The sequence below is a fragment of the Azohydromonas sediminis genome, assembly GCF_003574675.1.
Lineage (GTDB): Bacteria > Pseudomonadota > Gammaproteobacteria > Burkholderiales > Burkholderiaceae_C > Calidifontimicrobium > Calidifontimicrobium sediminis.
The window spans coordinates 16,312-37,516 of sequence record NZ_QOAZ01000008.1; the positions used below are offsets into that span (position 1 = coordinate 16,312).

Consider the following 21,205-nt stretch of genomic DNA (forward strand, 5'->3'; position numbering starts at 1 on the left):
TGCCGGAGGACCCCGCATGAACCGTTACCCTTGGTGGAAGTACGCGATCCTCGCGGTCGCGCTGGTGGTCGGCCTGCTCTACACGCTGCCGAACTTCTTCGGCGAGGCGCCGGCCGTGCAGGTGTCGAGCGGCAAGGTCACCGTGCGTGTCGACGCGCAGCTGGCCACGCGCGTGCGCGACGCCCTCGCGGCGGCCGGCCTCACGCCCGATGGCGTGCAGTTCGACGGCAACTCGGTGCGCGCGCGCTTTGCCAACACCGACGAGCAGATCCGCGCGCGCGACGTCATCGCGCAGGCGCTCAACCCCGACCCGGCCGACCCGTCGTACATCGTCGCGCTGAACCTGGTGAGCCGCTCGCCGGCCTGGCTCGCGTCGATCCGCGCGCTGCCGATGTATCTCGGGCTGGACCTGCGCGGTGGCGTGCACTTCCTGATGCAGGTCGACATGCAGGCGGCGCTGACGCGGCGCGCCGAGACGCTCGCCAGCGACGCGCGCACGCTGCTGCGCGAGCGCGACGTGCGCCACGCCGGCGTCACGCGCGAGGGCCAGGCCGTCGAGGTGCGGTTCCGCGACGCGGCCACGCGCGCCGCTGCGCTGGCCGTGCTGCGCGAACGCCTGCCCGAAGTCAACTGGGTCGAGGCGGGCGAGGGCGAGGCGCTGCGCCTCGTCGGCACGCTGCGCCCCGAGGCCGCGCGCGCGTTGCAGGAGCAGGCGCTCAAGCAGAACATCACGACGCTGAACAACCGCGTCAACGAGCTCGGCGTGGCCGAGCCGGTGATCCAGCAGCAGGGGCTCGACCGCATCGTCGTCCAGCTGCCCGGCGTGCAGGACACGGCCAAGGCCAAGGACATCATCGGCCGCACCGCGACGCTCGAGGTGCGCCTCGTCGACGACAGCGCCGAGGCCGCGGCCGCGGCGGTCGGGCAGGGACCGGTGCCTTTCGGCACCGAGCGCTACGTCGAGCGCGGCGGCGCGCCGCTGATCGTCAAGCGGCAGGTCATCCTCACCGGCGAGAACCTCACCGACGCGCAGCCCGGCTTCGACAGCCAGACGCACGAGCCGGCGGTGCACCTGACGCTCGACGCCAAGGGCGCGCGCATCTTCCGCGACGTCACGCGCGAGAACGTCGGCAAGCGCATGGCGATCCTGCTGTTCGAGAAGGGCAAGGGCGAGGTCGTCACCGCGCCGGTGATCCGCAGCGAGATCGCCGGCGGGCGCGTGCAGATCAGCGGGCGCATGACGACGCAGGAGGCGGCCGACGTCGCGCTGCTGCTGCGCGCCGGCTCGCTGGCCGCGCCGATGGAGATCATCGAGGAGCGCACGATCGGCCCGAGCCTGGGCGCCGAGAACATCGCGCAGGGCTTCAACAGCGTGCTGTGGGGCTTCGTCGCGATCGCGGTGTTCATGTGCACGTACTACGCGCTGTTCGGCGTGTTCAGCACGCTGGCGCTGGCGTTCAACCTGCTGCTGCTGGTGGCGGCGCTGTCGATGCTGCAGGCCACCCTGACGCTGCCGGGCATCGCGGCAATCGCGCTGACGCTGGGCATGGCCATCGACGCCAACGTGCTGATCAACGAGCGCGTACGCGAGGAACTGCGCGGCGGCGCGCCACCGCAGCTGGCGATCCACAACGGCTACGAGCGCGCGTGGGGAACGATCCTCGACTCGAACGTCACGACGCTGATCGCCGGCGTCGCGCTGCTGGCGTTCGGTTCGGGCCCGGTGCGCGGGTTCGCCGTCGTGCACTGCCTGGGCATCCTGACCTCGATGTTCTCGGCCGTCGTGTTCTCGCGCGGGCTCGTGAACCTGTGGTACGGCCGGCAGAAGAAGCTCAAGTCGGTGTCGATCGGGCAGGTCTGGCGGCCCGACGCCGACGGCACGCCGGCGCGCGGCGCCTGAGACGGCGAGGAACGACGATGGAATTCTTCCGTATCCGGCGCGACATCCCGTTCATGCGCCACGCGCTGGCGCTCAACGTCGTCTCGCTCGTCACGTTCCTGCTCGCGGTGTTCTTTCTCGCGACGCGCGGCTTGAACCTGTCGATCGAGTTCACCGGCGGCAGCGTGCTCGAGGTCGAGTATGCGCAGGCGGCCGATATCGAGCGCACGCGCGGCATCGTCGAGGCGATGGGCTTCGGCGAGGTGCAGGTGCAGAAGTTCGGCACCTCGCGCGACGTGCTGATCCGACTGCCGATCCGCGGCGAGCGCCAGCAGGACGCGGTGGCCGCGCAGACCTTCGCCGAGATCTGCCGCGCCGAGCAGGGCGTGGTGACCACTGCGCAGTACACGACGCCGCAGGGCGAGCAGGTCAGCCGACCGTCGTGCAAGCGGCCCGACGGCAGCGAGCCGGTGCGGCTGATGCGCACCGAGTTCGTCGGCCCGTCGGTGGGCGCCGAGCTCGCGCGCGACGGCGCGATCGCGCTCGCGTTCACGATCGTCGGCATCATGATCTACCTCGCGATCCGCTTCGAGTGGAAGTTCGCGGTCGCCGGCATCGTCGCGAACCTGCACGACGTGGTCATCATCCTCGGCTTCTTCGCCTTCTTCCAGTGGGAGTTCTCGCTGGCGGTGCTGGCCGCGGTGCTGGCCGTGCTCGGCTACTCGGTCAACGAGTCGGTCGTCATCTTCGACCGCATCCGCGAGACGTTCCGCAAGATGCGCAAGATGACGACGCCCGAGGTCATCGACCACGCGATCTCGCGCACCTGGAGCCGCACGATCATCACGCACGGCTCGACGCAGATGATGGTGCTGTCGATGCTGATCTTCGGGGGGCCGACGCTGCACTACTTCTCGCTCGCGCTGACGATCGGCATCCTGTTCGGCATCTACTCGTCGATCTTCGTCGCCTCGGGCATCGCGATGTGGCTCGGCGTCAAGCGCGAGGATCTGCTCAAGGCCTCCCCGGCCAAGGAAGGCGACCCGAACGATCCGAACGCCGGGGCGGTGGTGTAGAGTCCGGCAACATTTGGCCGTACCGCCTTCGATGGCCAACGTCGATCCGTCCAGCCTGGCCGCGCAGGCCCGGCGCCTGTACACCGAGCAGCTGGTCAAGGGATTGCCCGGGCTGGTCAACGGCATCGTCGAGGCGGCCAACGTGCTGCGCGACAAGCCGGCCGAGTCGGCGGTCGCGTTCCGCCGCCGCGAGATGGCGCTCGAGCTGCACCGCGGTGCGGCCAGCTGGCACCAGGCGATGGTCGGCGCGCTGCGCAACGCGCTGCTGTACGGGGCCTCGGGCACGCGCGCGGCGAGCCTGCCGGCCGCTGGGCAGCGCGAGCCGCTGTCGCTCGTCGACGACGACACGATCGAGCGCGAGATCCTCGGCTCGCGGCTCGCGCTGGCGATGATGGACCGCGCGTCGTGGGAGTTTGCCGACGTGCGCGCGCGCATGGCGTCGCTCGAGGGGCGCGAGGAACTCGAAGCGCACGACATGCTGCGCGCCCACGTGCTCGCGCGCATCGTCGTCGACGCGTGGAGCCGCTGCGGCCTGCAGCTGTCGAGCTGGCGCGAGCTGCAGTCGTCGCTGCACGAGGCCTTCGCCGATCTGGTCGAACTCGCCTATCACGAGGTCAACCGCGCGCTGGCCGCGCAGGGCGTGCTGCCCGAAGTCGACCTGCGGCCGATGATCCGGCGCCAGCAGGAGTCGGCCGCGACGACCGACACCGGCTACTCGTCGATCACCGGCGCGCACGGCGCGCCGCCAGCGGCGTTTGCTGGTGGCTGGGGTGGAGGCGGTGGCGGCAGCGCCGGCAGGGGCCGCACCGGCGGATCTGGCGGGTCGGGCGGGCACACCGGGGGCAGCGCGTCGGGCGGCGGCATCGGCGACGAGACGCGGCTGATGACGCGCGCACCCGCGATGCACCAGGGGCCCGAGCAGGCGCAGGCCGTGCTGAGCCGGCTGACGCGCCTCGTCAGCCGCCACCTGCCGGGCTTCACGGCCACGCGGCCGGTCGGTGCGGCAGCGTCGCCGAACCTGCGGCAGGCGATGGCGGTGGCCGAGCAGAGCATCCGCGCCAAGCTCGAGGCGGCCACGGTGCAGGGGGGGGCGGTCACGGCGCCGGCGCTGCTCGAGCCGCTGCAGCAGCACAAGCAGGCGCTGAAGAAGGCGGCGGCCACGCCGGTCGAGCGCGCGACGATCGAGATCGTCGCGCTGCTGTTCCAGAGCATCCTGACCGAGGAGCGGTTGCCGCCGTCGGTGCGGGTGTGGTTCGCGCGGCTGCAGATGCCGGTGCTGCGGGTGGCGGTCAGCGAACCCGACTTCTTCGCGACGATCGACCACCCGGCGCGCCGGCTGATCGACCGCATGGGCGCGTGCGTGATGGGCTTCGACAGCACGGTGCTCGCCGCCGGTGACGCGCTCGAGCAGGAGATCAAGCGCATCGTGCAGGTCGTCGAGGCGTACCCCGACACCGGCCGGCGCGTGTTCCAGACCGTGCTGATCGAGTTCGAGAAGTTCCTCGAGCGCTACTTCAAGGACACCCACGCGGTCAGCCGCAAGGGCGTGTCGCTCGCGCAGCAGGTCGAGCAGCGCGAGGAGAAGGCGATCCAGTACACGATCGAGCTGCGCCGGATGCTCGAGAACGTGCCGGTGCAGGAGGGCGTGCGCCAGTTCCTGTTCCAGGTCTGGGCCGACGTGCTCGCGATGACGGCGCTGAAGACCGGTGCCCACAGCGAACAGACGAAGACGATGAAGCGCGCCGCGGCCGACCTGATCTGGTCGGCCGGCGCCAAGGTCACGCGTGACGAGCGCGCCGAGGTGATCCGGCGGCTGCCGCCGTTGCTCAAGACGCTGCGCGACGGCATGGCGTTTGCCGGCTACACGCCGCAGCGCCAGGACGAGCGCATCGCCGAGCTGAACAACGCGCTCGCCGCAGCCTTCACCGCGAAGGCTGCGGCGATCCCGACCGCGCGGCTGGACGAACTGAAGGAGCGGCTCGAGGGCCTGGAGGAGATGCTGCCCGAGGCGGCGAACCTGCAGATCGACGAGTCGCTCGTGCTCGACCTGTCGGGCTACGAGAGCAGCGAGCTCGAAGTCGTCACCGCCGGCGGCTCGATGCCCACCGCGGCGATGATGGCGTGGGCGCTCGAGCTGCAGGTCGGCAGCTGGTTCATGCTCGACTACCGCGGCCGCGTCGAGCCGGTGCAGCTGGCCTGGCGCGGCCTGCGCGGCCGGCTGTCGCTGTTCGTCTCGCAAAGCGGGCGCTGCGTGCTGTTCCAGCGCCAGCCGCTGGCCGCGTTCCTGCAGGCCGGGCTGCTGCAGCCGGCGCAGGACGAGTCGCTGACGGTGCGCGCGACGCGCACCGCGCTGGCCAAGCTCGACGTCGATCCGGCGCGGCTGCTGAACTGATCCGCCCGCAAGGGCTTGCGGCGTTGTCCTGGCGGGTGGCCGATGCCCGCGCACCGGTCAGGTCGGCCGGGTGGTGTCTGCCGGCCGACGCGCGATGGCCCGCGGACCGCGCGTCAGTGAATCAGGCGCTCGTCGACGTCGACGAGCAGCTCGTCGAGGATCAGCGCGTCGGGCTCTTCGCCGAGGCTCCAGAAGACCATCAGCACGATGATCTTCAGGTCTTCGAGGTCGAGCGGGCCGGAGCCGATCGCCGCGGCGCGGTCGATCACCATCTCGCGCATCGGCGGCGGCAGCACGCCGGCGGCCTCGAGGAAACTGATGAATCCGATCGCTTCGGCGCCGAGGCGTTCCTGCTCTGCCGGCGAGTAGACGCGCAGCGCGCGCTCACTTTGCTCGCCGGTGTACGACTCGGCGGCCTGCGCCAGCCCGTCGAGCCAAGTCAGCGCCTCCTGGATCTCGTCCGACTCGAAGCCGACGGCCGTCAGCTTGCGCGCGAGTTGGTCGTGGCTCGGGCACGCGTCGGGGCGCCAGTAGTTCTCGTAGAGATAGACCAGCACGTCGAACATCGGCCCACTATACCCGACGGGTCCTTGGGGTGCGCAGGCATCGTCGCGGCCGCGGCGCCGTCGCGGGAATTCGTCGCCACCGGCCGCACGCCGCGTCGGTGCGCGGGGCTCAGGCGCGTTCGCGCCGCTGATACATCCCACCGGGCAGCCGCTGCACGTGCCCTTCTAGTTCGAGCTCGAGCAGGCGGGCCGCCAGGTCGGCCGCCGGCCAGCCGGTGCGCGCGGCCAGCGCGTCGAGCGTGGCCGGGTCGTGGCCGAGGGCGTCGAGCACGGGGTCGCGCGGCGCCGGCGCCGGTGTGGCGGCCGGCACGCCGCGCGCGCTGCCGAACTCGCCGAGCACGTCGTCGGCCGTCTCGACGAGCTTGGCGCCCTGCTTGATCAGCGCGTGGCAGCCGCGCGACTGCGGCGAGTGGATCGAGCCCGGGATCGCGAACACCTCGCGCCCGGCCTCGGCGGCCAGCCGTGCCGTGATCAGCGAGCCCGATTCGAGCGCCGCTTCGACGACCAGGGTGCCGCGTGCGAGCCCGGCGATGAGGCGGTTGCGCTGCGGGAAGTGGCCCGCCAGCGGTGGCGTGCCGAGCGGGAACTCGCTGACCAGCGCGCCGTCGCGCGCGATGCGGTGCGCCAGTTCGCGGTGGCGTGCCGGGTAGACGCGGTCGATGCCGGTGCCCATCACCGCGACCGTGCCGCCGCCGCCCTCGAGCGCGCCCTCGTGCGCCGCGCCGTCGATGCCCAGTGCGAGCCCCGAGACGACGGTCCAGCCGGCGCGGGCGAAGTGCGCGGCGAACGCGCGTGCGTTGTCGCGCCCTTGCGCCGTCGGGTTGCGGCTGCCGACGATGGCCAGTGCGTCGCGCGCGGCGAGCAGTTCAACGCGGCCGTGCACGAACAGCAGCAGCGGCGGGTCGGCCGTGTGCAGCAGTGCGGGCGGGTACAGCGCGTCGCCGAGCGTGACGATGCGTCGCGTCCCGTCGCCGGCCAGCCATGCGGCGGTGGCGTCGCACTGCGCCTGCCACGACTCGGGCGGGGTGGCCAAGGCCTCGGCCAGCGAGGGCGGGACGACGGCACGGCGGGCGGTGGCCGAGGCGGCGAACACCGCCTGCGGCGAGCCGAACGCGGCGAGCAGGCGCCGGGCGGCGTCGCGGCCGACGCCCGGGCTCAGCAGCAGGCGCAGCCAGGCGGCGAGCTCGTCGTCGACGCCGGCCATGCCCGCGCGGCCGCCCTCAGGGCTGCGTGAAGCGGTCGCCGGGGCGCACCGGGTCGAGCACGTTCAGGATCAGCGCGTACGAAACGCGGTCGAACACGCGGAACACGAACAGCAGGCCGTGGCGCTCGTCGGGCAGCTTGATCAGCGGGCGTTGCGGGTCGGTGCGGTCGGGCACGCGCGTGCCGTCGCGCCACAGTGCGAGCACGTGGCCGCGCTCGAGGCCGTCGGCGCGCCCGCGGTTGAGCGCGACGATCTGGTTCTGTCCGGCGGTCAGCGCGTCGCCGTAGATCGAGACGATGCGCCCGTCGATCGGGCGGGCCGGCGAATGCGGCGCATAGCTCGCGAAGTCGCGCTCGGCCACCGGGGCCAGCCGGTCGCCGATGCCCACCTCCTGCCGCACGCTGGTGACGCGGAACGTGGCCGGCACGATCTCGTCCTTGCCGTCGGCGCGCGCCTGCACGCGGCCCGGGCGCACGTACTCCGCGGTGCCGACGAAGCGCGCCTCGTAGCCCAGCACTTCGCGCGTCTGCGGGTCGACGAGCGGGCGCGCCTCGCGGAAGACGCGCCAGTCGCGCAGGTCGGCGATGTCGCCGCGCACGTAGGCCGTGTCGCCGCGCGACATCATCACGCGGCCTTCCTGCGCCGCGACGACGCGCGGCGCGCTGGCGAGCTCGTCGCTGTTGAACACGACGGCCTCGTTGAGGAACGGTGCGATCAGGTGCAGCGGGATCGATGCGATGGCGCCGTCGCCGAGCGGCTCCGAGCGCACGCGCGGCGACAGCTTTTCGACGCCGCCGTCACCGACCGGCTGCGCGACGGTCAGCCGCGCGCGCCCGTTGGCCTTCTCGAGCACCAGGATCTGCCCGGGGTAGATCAGGTGCGGGTTGCGGATCTGCTCGAGGTTCATGCCCCACAGTTCCGGCCAGCGCCACGGGCTCGTGAGGAACAGCTTCGAGATGTCCCACAGCGTGTCGCCACGCTTGACGGTGTAGCTGTCGGGCGCGTTCGGCGCGAGTTCCGACAGCGGCACGCCGGCCTGCGCGACCTGCTCGGCCGTCGCCCGCCACTGCGGCAGCACCGGGAAGTTCGTCGCGAGGGCCGGGACGGCCCATCCGGCCAGGCAAAGGCCGGTGACGGTCAGCGCAGTGCGGCGGCGCGCGCTCACGCGTGCAGGCGGGCGGTGCATCATGAACAGACTCTCCACGGGGGGTCCCAACGTGTTGTGCGGCGCCGGCGGCACACGCCGTCGCGTGTCGCGAGGTTATCCAAGCATGCACCGCCCGGCGCGGACCCGATCGGCGAAAATGCTCATGATTTCCCGAAGATTCTGCCCCTAACGTCTTGATACGGCAACGAAGCAACGGCCCACTCGCGCGGCGTCGCGAGCAGGCCGTGCGGGGTACCTCGCCATGGCCCGACTGACGATCCTGCGCTACCCCGACCCGCGGCTGCACAAGGTGGCCCGGCCCGTCGAGGCCGTCGACGCGCGCATCCGCCAGCTCGTCGACGACATGCTCGAGACGATGTACGCCAACGACGGCGTCGGGCTCGCGGCCACCCAGGTCGACGTGCACGAGCGCGTGATCGTGATGGACACCTCGCCGACGCACGACCAGCCACGCGTGCTGATCAACCCCGAGATCGTCTGGCGCAGCGACGAGACCGCCACCGCCGAGGAGGGCTGCCTGTCGGTGCCGACGATCTTCGACCGCGTCGAACGCCCCGCGCGCGTGCGCGTGCGCGCGCTCGACCGCGATGGCCAGCCGTACGAGTTCGACGCCGACGGGCTGACGGCGGTGTGCGTGCAGCACGAGATGGACCACCTGCTCGGCAAGGTCTTCGTCGAGTACCTGAGCCCGTTCAAGCGCGAGCGCATCCGCAGCAAGCTGATCAAGCGCGCGCGCGACGAGCAGCGCGTCTGAACCTGCGCGTCGCCGTGCCTGAGGCGTCCTCGCTGCGCGTTGCCTTCGCCGGCACGCCCGAGTTCGCCCGCGTCGCGCTGGCCGCCATCACCGCGGCGGGCCACACGGTGCCGCTGGTGCTCACGCAGCCCGACCGGCCGGCCGGCCGCGGGATGAAGCTGCAGGCCTCGCCGGTCAAGCAGCTCGCGCAGGCGCTGGGCGTGGCCGTCGCCCAGCCGCGCAGCCTGCGGCTCGACGGCCGCTTCGCCGACGACGCCGCCGCGGCGCGCACCGCGCTCGAGGCCGCCGCACCCGACGTGCTCGTCGTCGCCGCGTACGGGCTGATCCTGCCGCGCTGGGTGCTCGAGCTGCCGCGTGTGGGCTGCCTGAACATCCACGCGTCGCTGCTGCCGCGCTGGCGCGGCGCGGCGCCGATCCAGCGCGCGATCGAGGCCGGCGACGCGGTGACCGGCGTCACGATCATGCAGATGGACGAGGGCCTGGACACCGGCGCGATGTGTCTGGCCGAGGCGGTGCCGATCGGCGCCGACGACACGACGGCGACGCTGCACGAGCGGCTGGCTGTGCTCGGTGCGCGCCTCGTCGTCGAGGCGCTGCGCCGCGCGGCGGCGGGCACGCTGGCGTGCACGCCGCAGCCGGCCAACGGCGTGACCTACGCCCACAAGATCGACAAGGCCGAGGCGCGCATCGACTGGACGGCCGACGCCGCCGCGATCGAGCGCCGCGCGCGCGCGTTCGACCCGGCGCCGGGGTTGCACTTCGACGCCGGCGGCGAAGCCGTCAAGCTGTGGCGCGCCGCGGTGCGCGGCGACGCGCCCGCGGCGCCGCCAGGCACCGTGCTCGCCGCCGGCGGCGGGCGGCTGACGGTGGCCTGCGGGCGCGGCGCGCTCGACCTGCTGGAGCTGCAGCGCCCGGGCGGGCGCCGCGTCGGCGCGGCGGCGTTCCTGCAGTCGCACCCGCTCGCGGTCGGCGCCACGCTCGGCCCGGGGCGCTGAGCGCCGCACGTCGTCGCTCTCGGCTCAAGTCGCAGCGCACGGCGGCCGATATGCCGCTCGTGTCCGCGTCGATCCGCCTGCCCCTCGCCCCGCTGCTGCTCGCCGCGACGTCGCTGCTGGCCGGCTGCGACCTCGGTGCGCTGGGCATCGACACGCCCGCGAAGGTGGCCGAGCGGCGCGATGCCGAGGGACGCGCGATCGGCGCCGCCTGCCGTCATGCAGGGCGCGCGATCGAGGACTGCTACGCGCTGAACCGCCGCGCCGACAAGGCCGCCATCTTCGCCGGCTGGCGCGAAATGAACGACTACATGCGCGAGAACCAGATCGAGGCCGTCGCGCCTCAGCTCACGGCACCGGGCACGGCCGCCGGTGACGGCGCCGAGCGCGCCGAACGCGGCAAGCGCGAGCCGTCTTGACCGCCCCGCGGCGCGGCACCGCGGCCGCCCCGGCAGCGTCATGCGCTGCCACCGACAATGCGGCCGATGAGCCCGAGTACCGTTGCCCTGCCGGTGCCGACCTGGCGCCACCCCGAGTTCCGCCGCGGCGCGCGCGAGATGACCGGCATCGCGCTGGGCATCGCCGCGTGGGGCATGGTCACCGGTGTCGCGATGGTCAAGAGCGGGCTGGGCGTGCCGCTGTCGGTGCTGATGTCGCTCGTCGTCTACGCCGGCAGCGCGCAGCTCGCGTCGCTGCCGCTGATCGCGTCGGGCGCGCCGATCTGGGTCGTGTGGACCACCGCGCTGTGCGTCAACCTGCGCTTCGTGATCTTCAGCGCGCAGTGGCGGCCGTACTTCGCGCACCTGCCGCTGTCGATGCGGCTGCGCGTGGGCTACTTCACCGCCGACCTGAACTACGTGCTGTTCATGCGCCGCTTCCCCGAGCCCAAGCCGGCGCCGGAGCAGCTGCCGTACTTCTGGGGCGGCGTCGCGACGAACTGGACGTCGTGGCAGTCGGCGTCGCTGGCCGGCATCTTCCTCGCCGACCTCGTGCCGACGCACTGGGGACTCGGCTTCGCCGGCGTCATCGCGCTGCTGGGTGTGAGCTACTCGCTGCTCCACGACCGCGCGAGCTGGGTCGCCGCCGGCGTCGCGTCGTGCGCCGCCGTCGCGGCGTACGCGCTGCCGCTGCGGCTGAACATCGTCGTCGCGATCGCCGCGGCGGTCGCGATCGCGCTGCTGATCGACCACGCCCCCGGGCGCCGCAGGGTGCGGCGATGAGCGCTCCCGCATGGCCGTTGCAAAGCGAGCGCGTTCCTCCCGCGCAGAGGGGGTTCCGCCATGACCGGAGGAGAGCGCTGGCATGAACGGGTGGGAGGTGGCGCTGACGATCGTCGGGCTCGGCGTGATCACCGTCGTCACGCGCGCGTTCTTCTTTCTGCCGCGGCGCGAGGTGCCGATGCCGGGCTGGCTGCGCGAGGGCCTGCGCTACGCGCCGCTCGCGGCGCTGGCGGCGGTCGTCGCGCCCGAGGTCGTGATGACGCAGGGCCGGCTGATCGACACCTGGCGCGACGCGCGGCTGTTCGCCGTCGCCGCCGCGACGGCGTACTACTTCTGGCGGCGCGACATCCTCGGCACCATCGTCAGCGGCACCGCGGTGATGCTCGTGCTGCGACTCGGCCTGGGCTGGTAGCGAGCGACCACAATCGCGGTTCCGGCGCAGCGATGGCCTTCATACAATGAGGGGTATCGACGCCGCCCGCCCTGCACCCCCCCCACGGAGACCCGCCCATGAACGTCCTTCGTTTCGCCGATCTCGTCGCGCAAGGCCAGGTGGCCGGCAAGCGCGTGTTCATCCGCGCCGACCTCAACGTGCCGCAGGACGACAGCGGCCGCATCACCGAGGACACGCGCATCCGCGCGTCGGTGCCGTGCATCGAGATGGCGCTCAAGGCCGGCGCCGCGGTGATGGTCACGAGCCACCTCGGCCGCCCGACCGAGGGCGTGTTCAAGCCCGAGGACTCGCTGGCGCCGGTGGCCAAGCGCCTGGGCGAACTGCTCGGCCGCGACGTGCCGCTGGTCGCGAACTGGGTCGACGGCGTCGACGTCAAGCCCGGCCAGGTCGTGCTGCTCGAGAACTGCCGCCTCAACAAGGGCGAGAAGAAGAACGACGAGACACTGGCGCGCAAGATGGCCGCGCTGTGCGACATCTTCGTGCACGACGCGTTCGGCACCGCGCACCGTGCCGAGGCGAGCACCTACGGCATCGCGCAGTTCGCGCCGGTGGCCTGCGCCGGGCCGCTGCTGGCCGCCGAGATCGACGCCATCACGAAGGCGCTCGCGCAGCCCAAGCGCCCGCTGCTGGCGATCGTGGCCGGCAGCAAGGTCAGCACCAAGCTGACGATCCTGCAGAGCCTCGCGAAGAACGTCGACGGTCTGATCGTCGGCGGCGGCATCGCCAACACGTTCATGCTCGCCGCCGGATTGCCGATCGGCAAGAGCCTGGCCGAGCCCGACCTCGTCGGCGAGGCGAAGGCGGTGATCGACGCGATGGCCGCGCGCGGCGCCGAGGTGCCGATTCCCGTCGACGTCGTCGTCGCGAAGGAGTTCAAGGCCGACGCGCCGGCCACCGTGAAGGCGGCGGGCGACGTCGCCGCCGACGACATGATCCTCGACATCGGCCCGAAGACGGCCGCGATGCTCGCCGACAAGCTCAAGGCCGCCGGCACCATCGTCTGGAACGGGCCGGTGGGCGTGTTCGAGTTCGACGCCTTCGCCAAGGGCACCGAGACGGTCGCGCGCGCGATCGCTGCGAGTCCCGCGTTCAGCATCGCGGGCGGCGGCGACACGCTCGCGGCGATCGCGAAGTACGGCATCGAGAAGGACATCGGCTACATCTCGACGGGCGGCGGCGCCTTCCTCGAGGTGCTCGAGGGCAAGACGCTGCCGGCGTTCGAGATCCTCGCCAAGCGCGCGGCCGGTTGATTCAGTGTTGACGCCGGCGGCGCAATCGCCGCCGGCGCACCGCGGTACGCTGCGGGTCGTCGAACGACGCACGAGGAGACGACCCATGCCCCCTTCGAAGACGGCCGACCTGTCGCCGGCCGAACAGGCGCTGTGCGACGCCGCGCTCGAGTACCACCGCGCACCCACCCGCGGCAAGGTCGCCGTCACGCCGACCAAGCCGCTGTCGAACCAGCGCGACCTGTCGCTCGCGTACTCGCCGGGCGTGGCCTACGCGTGCCTGGCGATCGCCGACGACCCGGCGGCCGCGGCCGAGTACACGTCGCGCGCGAACCTGGTCGGCGTCGTCACCAACGGCACCGCGGTGCTCGGCCTCGGCGACATCGGGCCGCTGGCGGGCAAGCCGGTGATGGAAGGCAAGGGCTGCCTGTTCAAGAAGTTCGCCGGCATCGACGTCTTCGACATCGAGCTCGCCGAGAAGGACCCCGACAAGCTCGTCGACATCATCGCCGCGCTCGAGCCGACGCTGGGTGGCGTGAACCTCGAGGACATCAAGGCGCCCGAGTGCTTCTACATCGAGAAGAAGCTGCGCGAGCGCATGAAGATCCCGGTGTTCCACGACGACCAGCACGGCACCGCGATCATCTCCAGCGCCGCGCTGCTCAACGGGCTGGAGCTGACCGGCAGGAGCATCGGCGCGATCAAGGTCGCGGTCTCGGGCGCCGGCGCGGCGGCGATCGCGTGCCTGGACACGATGGTCGCGCTCGGCGTCAAGCGCGAGCACGTCTTCGTCGTCGACAGCAAGGGCGTGATCCAGTCGGAGCGCGACGACGTAAAGGCCGGCCGCCTCGACGAGAGCAAGCAGCGCTACTGCCAGGTCACCGCCGCGCGCACGCTGGCCGACGTGGTGCGCGACGCCGACGTGTTCCTCGGCTGCTCGACAGCCGGCGTGCTGACGCCCGAGATGGTCGCGACGATGGCGCCGAAGCCGATCATCCTCGCGCTCGCGAACCCCGAGCCCGAGATCCGGCCCGAGCTCGCGAAGCAGGCGCGCCCCGACTGCATCGTCGCCACCGGCCGCTCGGACTACCCGAACCAGGTCAACAACGTCCTGTGCTTCCCGTACATCTTCCGCGGCGCGCTCGACTGCGGCGCGACGAAGATCACCGAGGCGATGAAGCTGGCCTGCGTGCGCGAGATCGCCGCGCTGGCCAAGGCCGAGACGAGCGACGAGGTCGCCGCCGCGTACGCCGGGCAGGAGCTGAGCTTCGGGCCGGACTACCTGATCCCGAAGCCGTTCGACTCGCGGCTGATCCTGCGCATCGCGCCGGCGGTCGCGCAGGCGGCGGTCGAGTCGGGGGTCGCGACGCGGCCGATCGCCGACCTCGACGCGTACCGCCAGTCGCTCACCCGCTTCGTCTACCAGACCGGCATGGTGATGCGCCCGGTCTTCGCCGCCGCGAAGGCGCAGCGCGCCAAGGGCACGGCGCGCGTCGTCTACGCCGACGGCGAGGACGAGCGCGTGCTGCGTGCGGTGCAGGTCGTGTGCGACGAGGGCCTTGCACAGCCGATCCTCGTCGGCCGGCGCGCGGTGGTGGCGATGCGTCTCGAGCGCGCGGGCCTGCGGCTGAAGCCCGGTGTCGACTTCGAGCTGACCGACCCCGAGGACGACCCGCGCTACCGCGAGTACTGGGAGCTGTACCACGCGCTGATGAAGCGCGACGGCGTCACGCCCGACATCGCGAAGGCCGCGGTGCGGCGCTCGAACACGCTGATCAGCGCGCTGATGCTGCGCCGCGGCGAGGCCGACGCGATGCTCACCGGGCTCGTCGGGCGCTTCGATGCGCACCTCGAGCACGTGCGCGACGTCATCGGCCTGCAGCCGCAGGCGCGCACGTTCGCGACGATGAACGCGCTGCTGCTCGAGGGGCGCACGCTGTTCATCGCTGACACCTTCGTCAACGACGAGCCCGACGCCGAGCAGCTCGCCGAGATCGCGCGCATGGCCGCCGACGAGGTGCGCCGCTTCGGGCTGCCGCCGAAGGTGGCGTTCGTGTCGCACTCGTGTTTCGGCTCGTCCAAGCGCGCGTCGGCGCGGCGCATGCGCGCCGCGGCCGAGCGCTTCAAGGCGCTCGCGCCCGGCGTCGAGTGCGACGGCGAGATGCACGGCGACGCCGCGCTCGATGCGGCGATCCGCCGCCGCTTCATCGCCGACTCGTCGCTCGTCGGCGAGGCCAACCTGCTCGTGCTGCCCAACCTCGACGCGGCCAACATCCTGTTCAACGTGCTGAAGACCACCGGCGGCCAGGGTGTGACGATCGGGCCGATCCTGCTCGGTGCGGCGCGGCCGGCGCACATCCTGACGCCGTCGGCGACGATGCGCCGCGTCGTCAACATGACGGCGCTCGTCGTCGCCGACGTGGCCGGCGCGCGCTGAGGCCGGCGCGTCACCCCCTCGCGATAATCGCCGCGCTTCCTGGAGCCCTTGCATGCCCCGTCAGACCAAGATCGTCGCCACCATCGGACCGGCGACGTCGTCGCCCGAGATGCTCGAGCGGCTGATCCGCGCCGGCGTCGACGTGGTGCGGCTGAACTTCTCGCACGGCAGCGCGGCCGACCACGTCGAGCGCGCGCACGCGGTGCGCGAAGCGGCGCAGCGCGTGGGCAAGGAGGTCGCGATCATGGCCGACCTGCAGGGGCCCAAGATCCGCGTCGGCAAGTTCGAGGGTGGGCAGACCGTGCTCGAGCCGGGGCAGTCCTTCGTGCTCGATGCCGGCTACACGGGGCTGGGCAACCACGAGCGCGTGGGCCTCGACTACAAGGAGCTGCCGCGCGACGTGCGCCCCGGCGACACGCTGCTGCTCAACGACGGCCTGCTCGTGCTCGACGTCACCGCGGTGCGCGGCGAGCAAGTGCACACCGTCGTCAAGGTCGGCGGGGTGCTCGCCAACAACAAGGGCATCAACAAGCAGGGCGGCGGCCTGACCGCACCGGCGCTGACCTCGAAGGACATGGACGACATCAAGACCGCGATGTCGTTCCAGTGCGAGTACCTCGCGGTGAGCTTCCCGAAGAGCGCCACCGACATGGAGATGGCGCGCCAGCTCGCCAACGTCGCCGGCGAGCCGTGGCGCCACAAGCCGGGGCTGATTGCCAAGATCGAGCGCAGCGAGGCGATCCCGCAGCTCGAGGCGATCCTCAAGGCCAGCGACGGCATCATGGTCGCGCGCGGCGACCTCGCCGTCGAGGTCGGCAACGCCGCGGTGCCGGCGCTGCAAAAGCGCATGATCAAGCTCGCGCGTGCGCACGACCGCGTCGTGATCACCGCGACGCAGATGATGGAGAGCATGATCGTCAACCCGGTGCCCACGCGCGCCGAGGTCAGCGACGTCGCCAACGCGGTGCACGACGGGACGGATGCCGTGATGCTCAGCGCCGAGACCGCCACCGGCAAGTACCCGGTCGAGACCGTCGAGACGATGGCCTCGATCTGCGAGGCCGCCGAGCGCGCCGAGGAGTACCGGCTCGTCGAGGCCGATTTCGCTGCGCGCCGCTACGGGCGCATCGATCAGAGCATCGCGATGGGGGCCCTTTTCACCGCGTACCAGCTCGGCTGCAAGGCGATCGTCGCGCTGACCGAGAGCGGCTCGACGGCGCTGTGGATGAGCCGCCACCGCATCGACGTGCCGATCTACGGCGTCACGACGCAGCGCGCGACGCTGCGTCGCATGGCGCTGTACCGCAACGTGCGCCCGATCCTGATGGCGGTGCACACCGACCGCGACGAGGCGCTGCGCGACGCCGAGGCGCTGCTCGTCGAGCGCGGCGTGCTCAAGCCCGGCGACACCTACGCGATCACCTGCGGCGAGCCGATGGGCTACCCCGGCGGCACCAACATGCTCAAGGTCTGCCGCGTCGGCTGACGCGGCACGGCAGCCGATGACGGCGCGGATGCCGCTGCGCCGCCCGCGCGTTTGCCCCGGGGCGGCGGTGTGGGCGGCGATGCGATGATCCCTCCAGGGGCATCGTCCCTCGCGTGGCGTCCGATGGCGACGGCCGGCGCGGCCGCGACGAGCGCCACCGTGCCCTGGAGCCAGCCTTGACCGCCGCCGAGCCCTCCCGCCGCCTGTCGCTCGCCGACTTCGCGTCGTCGCCGCTGCCCGTCGTCGAGGTCGACCTCGACGCGGGCCGCCTCGTTGGCAGCAACGCTGCGGCCGCCTCGCAGTACGGCGTCGCTGCCGACGCGCTGCAGGGGCGGCCGCTCGACGAGCTGTCGCCGCCCGACGCCCCGCGCGCGGCCGCGTTCGCCGAGCGTGCGCTCGCTGCGGCCGGTGCCTTCGGCTGGCGCCAGCGGCGGGCAGACGGCACCGCGTGGGACGCCGAGTTCTGCGTGATCCGGCTCGACGCCGGCCCGCCGCGGCGAGCGCTGTGTGCGCTGCACGCCGTCGACCCCGAGCGCGAGGCTTCGCAGCGCCGGCGCATCGAGCGCCAGCTCGAGCTGACGCAGTTCGCGATCGACCACAGCCCCGACGCGGCGTTCTGGATCGACGGCCAGGGCCGCGTCGCGCGCTGCAACGAACAGGCCTGCCGCAGCCTCGGGCTGCGCACCGAGGAGCTCGTCGGGCGCGAGGTCTGGAGCTTCGACCCCGACTTCACGCCGGCACAGTGGGCGCCGCTGCTGCAGCGCCTGCAGCGCGAAGGTGCCGTCGTCTTCGAAACGCGCCACCGCCGCGCCGACGGCAGCGTGTTCTCGGTCGAGATCACCGCCAGCCACATCCCGGTCGACGGGCAGTCTTACGGCTTCTGCTTCGCTCGCGACATCAGCGAGCGCAAGCGCGCCGAAGGCGCGCTGCGCGAGGCCAACGAGGCACTCGAGCAGCGCGTGCGCGAACGCACCGCCGAGCTCGAGCGGCAGAGCCGCCGGACCGAGCTGATCCTCGCGAACACGAACGACGGCTTCTTCGCGGCCGACCCGGCGGGGCGCCTGCGCGACGCCAATGCCGCGTTCGCGCGGCTGCTCGGCTACACGCGCGACGAGCTGCTGCAGCTCTCGATTCCCGACATCGAGGCCGACGAGAGTCTCGACGACGTCGCCGCGCACATCGAGCGCGTGCGCCGCGAGGGCTTCGACCGCTTCGACACCCGCCACCGGCGCAAGGACGGCAGCGTGGTGCCGGTCGAGGTCAGCGTCAGCGAGGTGCAGCTCGCCGGCGAGCCGCTGCTGTTCGCGTTCGTGCGCGACATCACGCAGCGTCTGGCGCAGACGCGCCAGCTGCAGGCGGCCAAGGAGGAGGCCGAACGCGCGAACCTCGCCAAGAGCGAGTTCCTGTCGCGCATGAGCCACGAGCTGCGCACGCCGCTGAACGCGATCCTCGGCTTCGGGCAGCTGCTCGGCCTGAGCGCGACCGCCGAGCAAGCGGCGCACGTGCGCGAGATCGTCGCCGCGGGGCGCCACCTGCTGACGCTGATCGACGAGGTGCTCGACCTCGCGCGCGTCGAATCGGGCCAGCTGAGCGTGAGCCCTGACGCGGTGGCGCTGCTGCCGCTGCTGCACGAGTGCCTGAAGCTCGTGCGTCCGCAGGCCGACGCGCGCGGCGTGCAGCTGCTCGAGCCGCCGGGCCAGTGCCACGTGCACGTGCGCGCCGACCGCACACGGCTCAAGCAGGTGCTGCTGAACCTGCTGTCGAATGCGGTCAAGTACAACCGGCCGCTCGGCTCGGTCAGCGTCGCGTGCGTCGCCGAGCCCGGGCACGTGAGCATCCGTGTCAGCGACACCGGCGCCGGGCTGACCGCCGAGCAGTGTGCGCGCCTGTTCGTGCCGTTCGAGCGCCTCGACGCCGAGGCGCGCCAGATCCAGGGCACCGGCATCGGTCTGGCGCTGACCAAGCGTCTCGTCGAGCTGATGGACGGCACCGTCGGTGTCGAGAGCAGGCCCGGTGTCGGCAGCACGTTCTGGGTGCGGCTCGCGCTGGCGGCGCCGCCGGTCGGCGATGCGCCGGCCGAGTCGCCGCCGCCGGTGGCGACCGCGGCCGACGGCGCCGCGCCGCGCGAGGTGCTGTGCATCGAGGACAACCCGGCCAACCTGCGTCTGATCGAGGGCATCTTCGCGACGCGCAGCGACATCCGGCTGCTGACGGCGATCGCCCCCGGCCTCGGGCTCGAGCTCGCGCGCGTGCACCGCCCGGCGCTGATCCTGCTCGACATCGGCTTGCCCGACATGGACGGCTTCGCGGTGCTCGAGTGCCTGCGCCGCAGCGAGGCCACGCGCAGCATCCCCGTCGTCGCGGTGTCGGCCAACGCGATGCCGCGCGACGTCGAGCGCGCGAAGGCCGCCGGCTTCGACGCCTACCTGACCAAGCCGCTCGACATCGCGCAGCTGCTGCGCGTCGTCGACGAGATGCTGGGGCGCGCCGCACGCTGAGCGGCGTCGCGGTGCCCGCCGACGCGGGCGTTCAGCGCGTCTGTGCGAGCCACGCGCGCATCTCGGCGACGTGCTCGCCGACGGCGGCCAGCGCCTCGCGCAGGCGCGCCTCGGTGCAGCCGAACTCGCGGCACCAGTACGCCAGTTCGACGGGGTCCATCGGGTTGATGCGGCCCGGGTCCAGCGGCTCGAAGGGGGCTTGGTCGGTGTCCATCGCGGCGTCTCCTGTCGGCACGGGCATCGTAGGCCGCCGGCGCGCACCGTTGCTCACGGCGGCGCGACGCAGTCTTGCGCGAGGTCAAGACGCGGCCGCGGCCCGTGCCTAGACTGCCCGCATCGCAGCGCCCAACGGATGCCGACGGGCCGCTGCAGCGCAGGAGCCGAATCATGTTCAAACGCATCTTGGTGCCGGTCGACGGCAGCGACCTGTCGAGCCGCGCGATGGACGCCAGCCTCGCGCTGGCCAAGCCGCTGGGGGCCGTCGTCGTCGGCTTCGTCGCCGAGCCGACGCCGCCGCTGCCGGCGGTGGGCCGCGCGCCGGCCATCGTCGAGCACGAGACCGAGCTGCACGACCGGCGCACCGAGGCGCACGCCAAGCAGGTGCTCGCGCGCTTCGAGGAGCGCGCGCGCGCCGCCGGCGTCGCGTTCGAGGGGCATTACGAGCAGGCGCCGCTGGTCGACCAGGCCATCGTCGACGCGGCACAGGCGCGCGGCTGCGACCTGATCGTGATGGTCACGCACGGGCGCGGCGCGTTCGGCGAGTTCCTGTTTGGCTCGCACACCAAGGCGGTGCTCGCGCGCTCGACGCTGCCGCTGCTCGTGCTGCACTGACGGCAGCCGGCGATGGCGCGCTGGCTCGCGATGGAGTGCGTGGCGCCGGGGCGGCCGCTGCAGGCCGTCTGGCGCGAGGCGCTGCCGCGCCCCGGGCCGGGCCAGGTGCGCATCCGCGTGGCCGCCTGCGGCGTGTGCCGCACCGACTTGCACCTCGTCGACGGCGACCTCGCGCACCCGGGGCGCCCCGTCGTGCCGGGGCACGAGGTCGTCGGCCGTGTCGCCGAGCTCGGCGAGGGCGTCAGCGGTCTGGCCGTCGGCGACCGCGTCGGCGTGCCGTGGCTCGGCTGGACCTGCGGCAGCTGCGAGCACTGCCGCGCCGGGCGCGAGAACCTGTGCCCGCACGCCAAGTTCACCGGCTGGCAGCTCGACGGCGGCTATGCGGGGCAGGTCGTTGCCGACGCGCGCTACGTGTTCAGGCTGCCGGCGCGCTACCGCGACGACGAAGCCGCGCCGCTGCTGTGCGCCGGGCTGATCGGCTACCGTGCCTACGCGATGGCCGGCGACGCGCCGCGGCTGGGCCTCTACGGCTTCGGTGCCGCGGCGCACCTGATCGCGCAGGTGGCCGTCGCACAGCAGCGCGAGGTCTACGCGTTCACGCGCCCCGGCGACACGGCCGCGCAGCAGCTCGCGCGCGACCTCGGCGCGGTGTGGGCTGGCTCGTCGGACGATGCGCTGCCGACGCTGCTCGACGCGGCGATCCTGTTTGCGCCGGTCGGCGCGCTGGTGCCGGTGGCGCTGCGCGCGGTGCGCGCGGGCGGCACGGTGGTGTGCGCCGGCATCCACATGAGCGACATCCCGTCGTTCCCGTACGCGATCCTGTGGGGCGAGAGGCGCCTGCTCTCGGTGGCCCACCTGACGCGCGCCGACGGCGACGCCTTCATGAAGCTCGCCGACGAGATCGCGCTGCGCGTGCACACCGTGCCGTACGCGCTCGAAGACGCGAACCGCGCGCTCGACGACCTGCGCGCCGGGCGCTTCGCCGGCGCGGCGGTGCTGCACCCGCCGCCCGCGTGAGC

18 protein-coding genes are annotated in these 21,205 nt (G+C 72.6%); 14 read left to right on the forward strand and 4 right to left on the reverse strand.

Features of this window, described 5'->3' with window-relative positions:
* The first annotated feature begins 16 nt into the window (after positions 1 to 16).
* Genes secD through DRV96_RS06365 form a run of 3 tightly spaced genes read left to right on the forward strand, consistent with a single transcriptional unit; the run spans position 17 to position 5,347 of the window.
* Positions 17 to 1,900 (forward strand): protein translocase subunit SecD, encoded by a 1,884-nt coding sequence (gene secD, locus DRV96_RS06355; protein ID WP_119289018.1) that lies wholly within the window; start codon positions 17 to 19, stop codon positions 1,898 to 1,900.
* Between the two features lie 17 nt (positions 1,901 to 1,917).
* The gene (gene secF, locus DRV96_RS06360) at positions 1,918 to 2,955 is read left to right on the forward strand and encodes a protein translocase subunit SecF (RefSeq protein WP_119289020.1); all 1,038 of its coding nucleotides are present in this window, start codon (positions 1,918 to 1,920) and stop codon (positions 2,953 to 2,955) included.
* 31 nt (positions 2,956 to 2,986) lie between these two features.
* Positions 2,987 to 5,347, forward strand: a complete 2,361-nt coding sequence (locus tag DRV96_RS06365; RefSeq protein WP_119289022.1) for a DUF1631 family protein — start codon at positions 2,987 to 2,989, stop codon at positions 5,345 to 5,347.
* 113 nt (positions 5,348 to 5,460) lie between these two features.
* Here DRV96_RS06365 and DRV96_RS06370 read toward each other — a convergent pair whose 3' ends face one another.
* The 3 genes from DRV96_RS06370 to DRV96_RS06380 form a co-directional block, all read right to left on the reverse strand.
* Complete coding sequence (locus DRV96_RS06370) at positions 5,461 to 5,913, reverse strand: Smg family protein (RefSeq protein WP_119289024.1); 453 nt, start codon at positions 5,911 to 5,913, stop codon at positions 5,461 to 5,463.
* Positions 5,914 to 6,022: 109 nt separating this feature from the next.
* Positions 6,023 to 7,117, reverse strand: a complete 1,095-nt coding sequence (gene dprA / locus DRV96_RS06375; RefSeq protein WP_119289026.1) for a DNA-processing protein DprA — start codon at positions 7,115 to 7,117, stop codon at positions 6,023 to 6,025.
* Between the two features lie 16 nt (positions 7,118 to 7,133).
* On the reverse strand, positions 7,134 to 8,303 hold the full coding sequence (locus tag DRV96_RS06380) for a LysM peptidoglycan-binding domain-containing protein (RefSeq protein ID WP_419187038.1): 1,170 nt from the start codon (positions 8,301 to 8,303) through the stop codon (positions 7,134 to 7,136).
* 223 nt (positions 8,304 to 8,526) lie between these two features.
* Here DRV96_RS06380 and def point away from each other — a divergent pair, with 223 nt between their 5' ends.
* The 9 genes from def (at position 8,527) to DRV96_RS06425 (ending at position 19,355) form a co-directional block, all read left to right on the forward strand.
* Positions 8,527 to 9,039 (forward strand): peptide deformylase, encoded by a 513-nt coding sequence (gene def / locus DRV96_RS06385; protein ID WP_119289030.1) that lies wholly within the window; start codon positions 8,527 to 8,529, stop codon positions 9,037 to 9,039.
* Positions 9,040 to 9,071: 32 nt separating this feature from the next.
* Positions 9,072 to 10,034, forward strand: coding sequence for a methionyl-tRNA formyltransferase (gene fmt, locus DRV96_RS06390; protein ID WP_119289218.1), 963 nt, complete (start codon positions 9,072 to 9,074; stop codon positions 10,032 to 10,034).
* Positions 10,035 to 10,084: 50 nt separating this feature from the next.
* On the forward strand, positions 10,085 to 10,450 hold the full coding sequence (locus DRV96_RS06395; RefSeq protein WP_210756985.1) for a hypothetical protein: 366 nt from the start codon (positions 10,085 to 10,087) through the stop codon (positions 10,448 to 10,450).
* 66 nt (positions 10,451 to 10,516) lie between these two features.
* Entirely contained in the window at positions 10,517 to 11,251 is a 735-nt protein-coding gene (locus DRV96_RS06400) for an AzlC family ABC transporter permease (RefSeq protein ID WP_119289032.1), read from the forward strand.
* Positions 11,252 to 11,333: 82 nt separating this feature from the next.
* Positions 11,334 to 11,663 (forward strand): AzlD domain-containing protein, encoded by a 330-nt coding sequence (locus DRV96_RS06405; RefSeq protein ID WP_119289034.1) that lies wholly within the window; start codon positions 11,334 to 11,336, stop codon positions 11,661 to 11,663.
* A 98-nt stretch (positions 11,664 to 11,761) separates the two neighbouring features.
* The gene (locus DRV96_RS06410) at positions 11,762 to 12,955 is read left to right on the forward strand and encodes a phosphoglycerate kinase (protein WP_119289036.1); all 1,194 of its coding nucleotides are present in this window, start codon (positions 11,762 to 11,764) and stop codon (positions 12,953 to 12,955) included.
* An 85-nt stretch (positions 12,956 to 13,040) separates the two neighbouring features.
* The gene (locus tag DRV96_RS06415; protein ID WP_119289038.1) at positions 13,041 to 15,371 is read left to right on the forward strand and encodes an NADP-dependent malic enzyme; all 2,331 of its coding nucleotides are present in this window, start codon (positions 13,041 to 13,043) and stop codon (positions 15,369 to 15,371) included.
* A 52-nt stretch (positions 15,372 to 15,423) separates the two neighbouring features.
* Positions 15,424 to 16,857, forward strand: a complete 1,434-nt coding sequence (pyk, locus tag DRV96_RS06420) for a pyruvate kinase (protein ID WP_119289040.1) — start codon at positions 15,424 to 15,426, stop codon at positions 16,855 to 16,857.
* Between the two features lie 176 nt (positions 16,858 to 17,033).
* Positions 17,034 to 19,355, forward strand: a complete 2,322-nt coding sequence (locus DRV96_RS06425; protein ID WP_162910968.1) for a PAS domain S-box protein — start codon at positions 17,034 to 17,036, stop codon at positions 19,353 to 19,355.
* 31 nt (positions 19,356 to 19,386) lie between these two features.
* Here DRV96_RS06425 and DRV96_RS06430 read toward each other — a convergent pair whose 3' ends face one another.
* Positions 19,387 to 19,569 carry a DUF3606 domain-containing protein gene (locus DRV96_RS06430; RefSeq protein ID WP_119289045.1) on the reverse strand — a complete coding sequence of 61 codons (183 nt, stop codon included), beginning with the start codon at positions 19,567 to 19,569 and terminating at the stop codon, positions 19,387 to 19,389.
* Positions 19,570 to 19,742: 173 nt separating this feature from the next.
* On the opposite strand from DRV96_RS06430, the gene DRV96_RS06435 reads away from it, so the two are divergent.
* Both DRV96_RS06435 and DRV96_RS06440 read left to right on the forward strand, forming a co-directional pair.
* A complete protein-coding gene (locus DRV96_RS06435) occupies positions 19,743 to 20,186 on the forward strand; it encodes a universal stress protein (RefSeq protein ID WP_119289048.1) in 444 nt (147 codons plus the stop codon).
* A 30-nt stretch (positions 20,187 to 20,216) separates the two neighbouring features.
* On the forward strand, positions 20,217 to 21,203 hold the full coding sequence (locus DRV96_RS06440) for a zinc-dependent alcohol dehydrogenase family protein (protein ID WP_119289220.1): 987 nt from the start codon (positions 20,217 to 20,219) through the stop codon (positions 21,201 to 21,203).
* Positions 21,204 to 21,205: the final 2 nt, after the last annotated feature.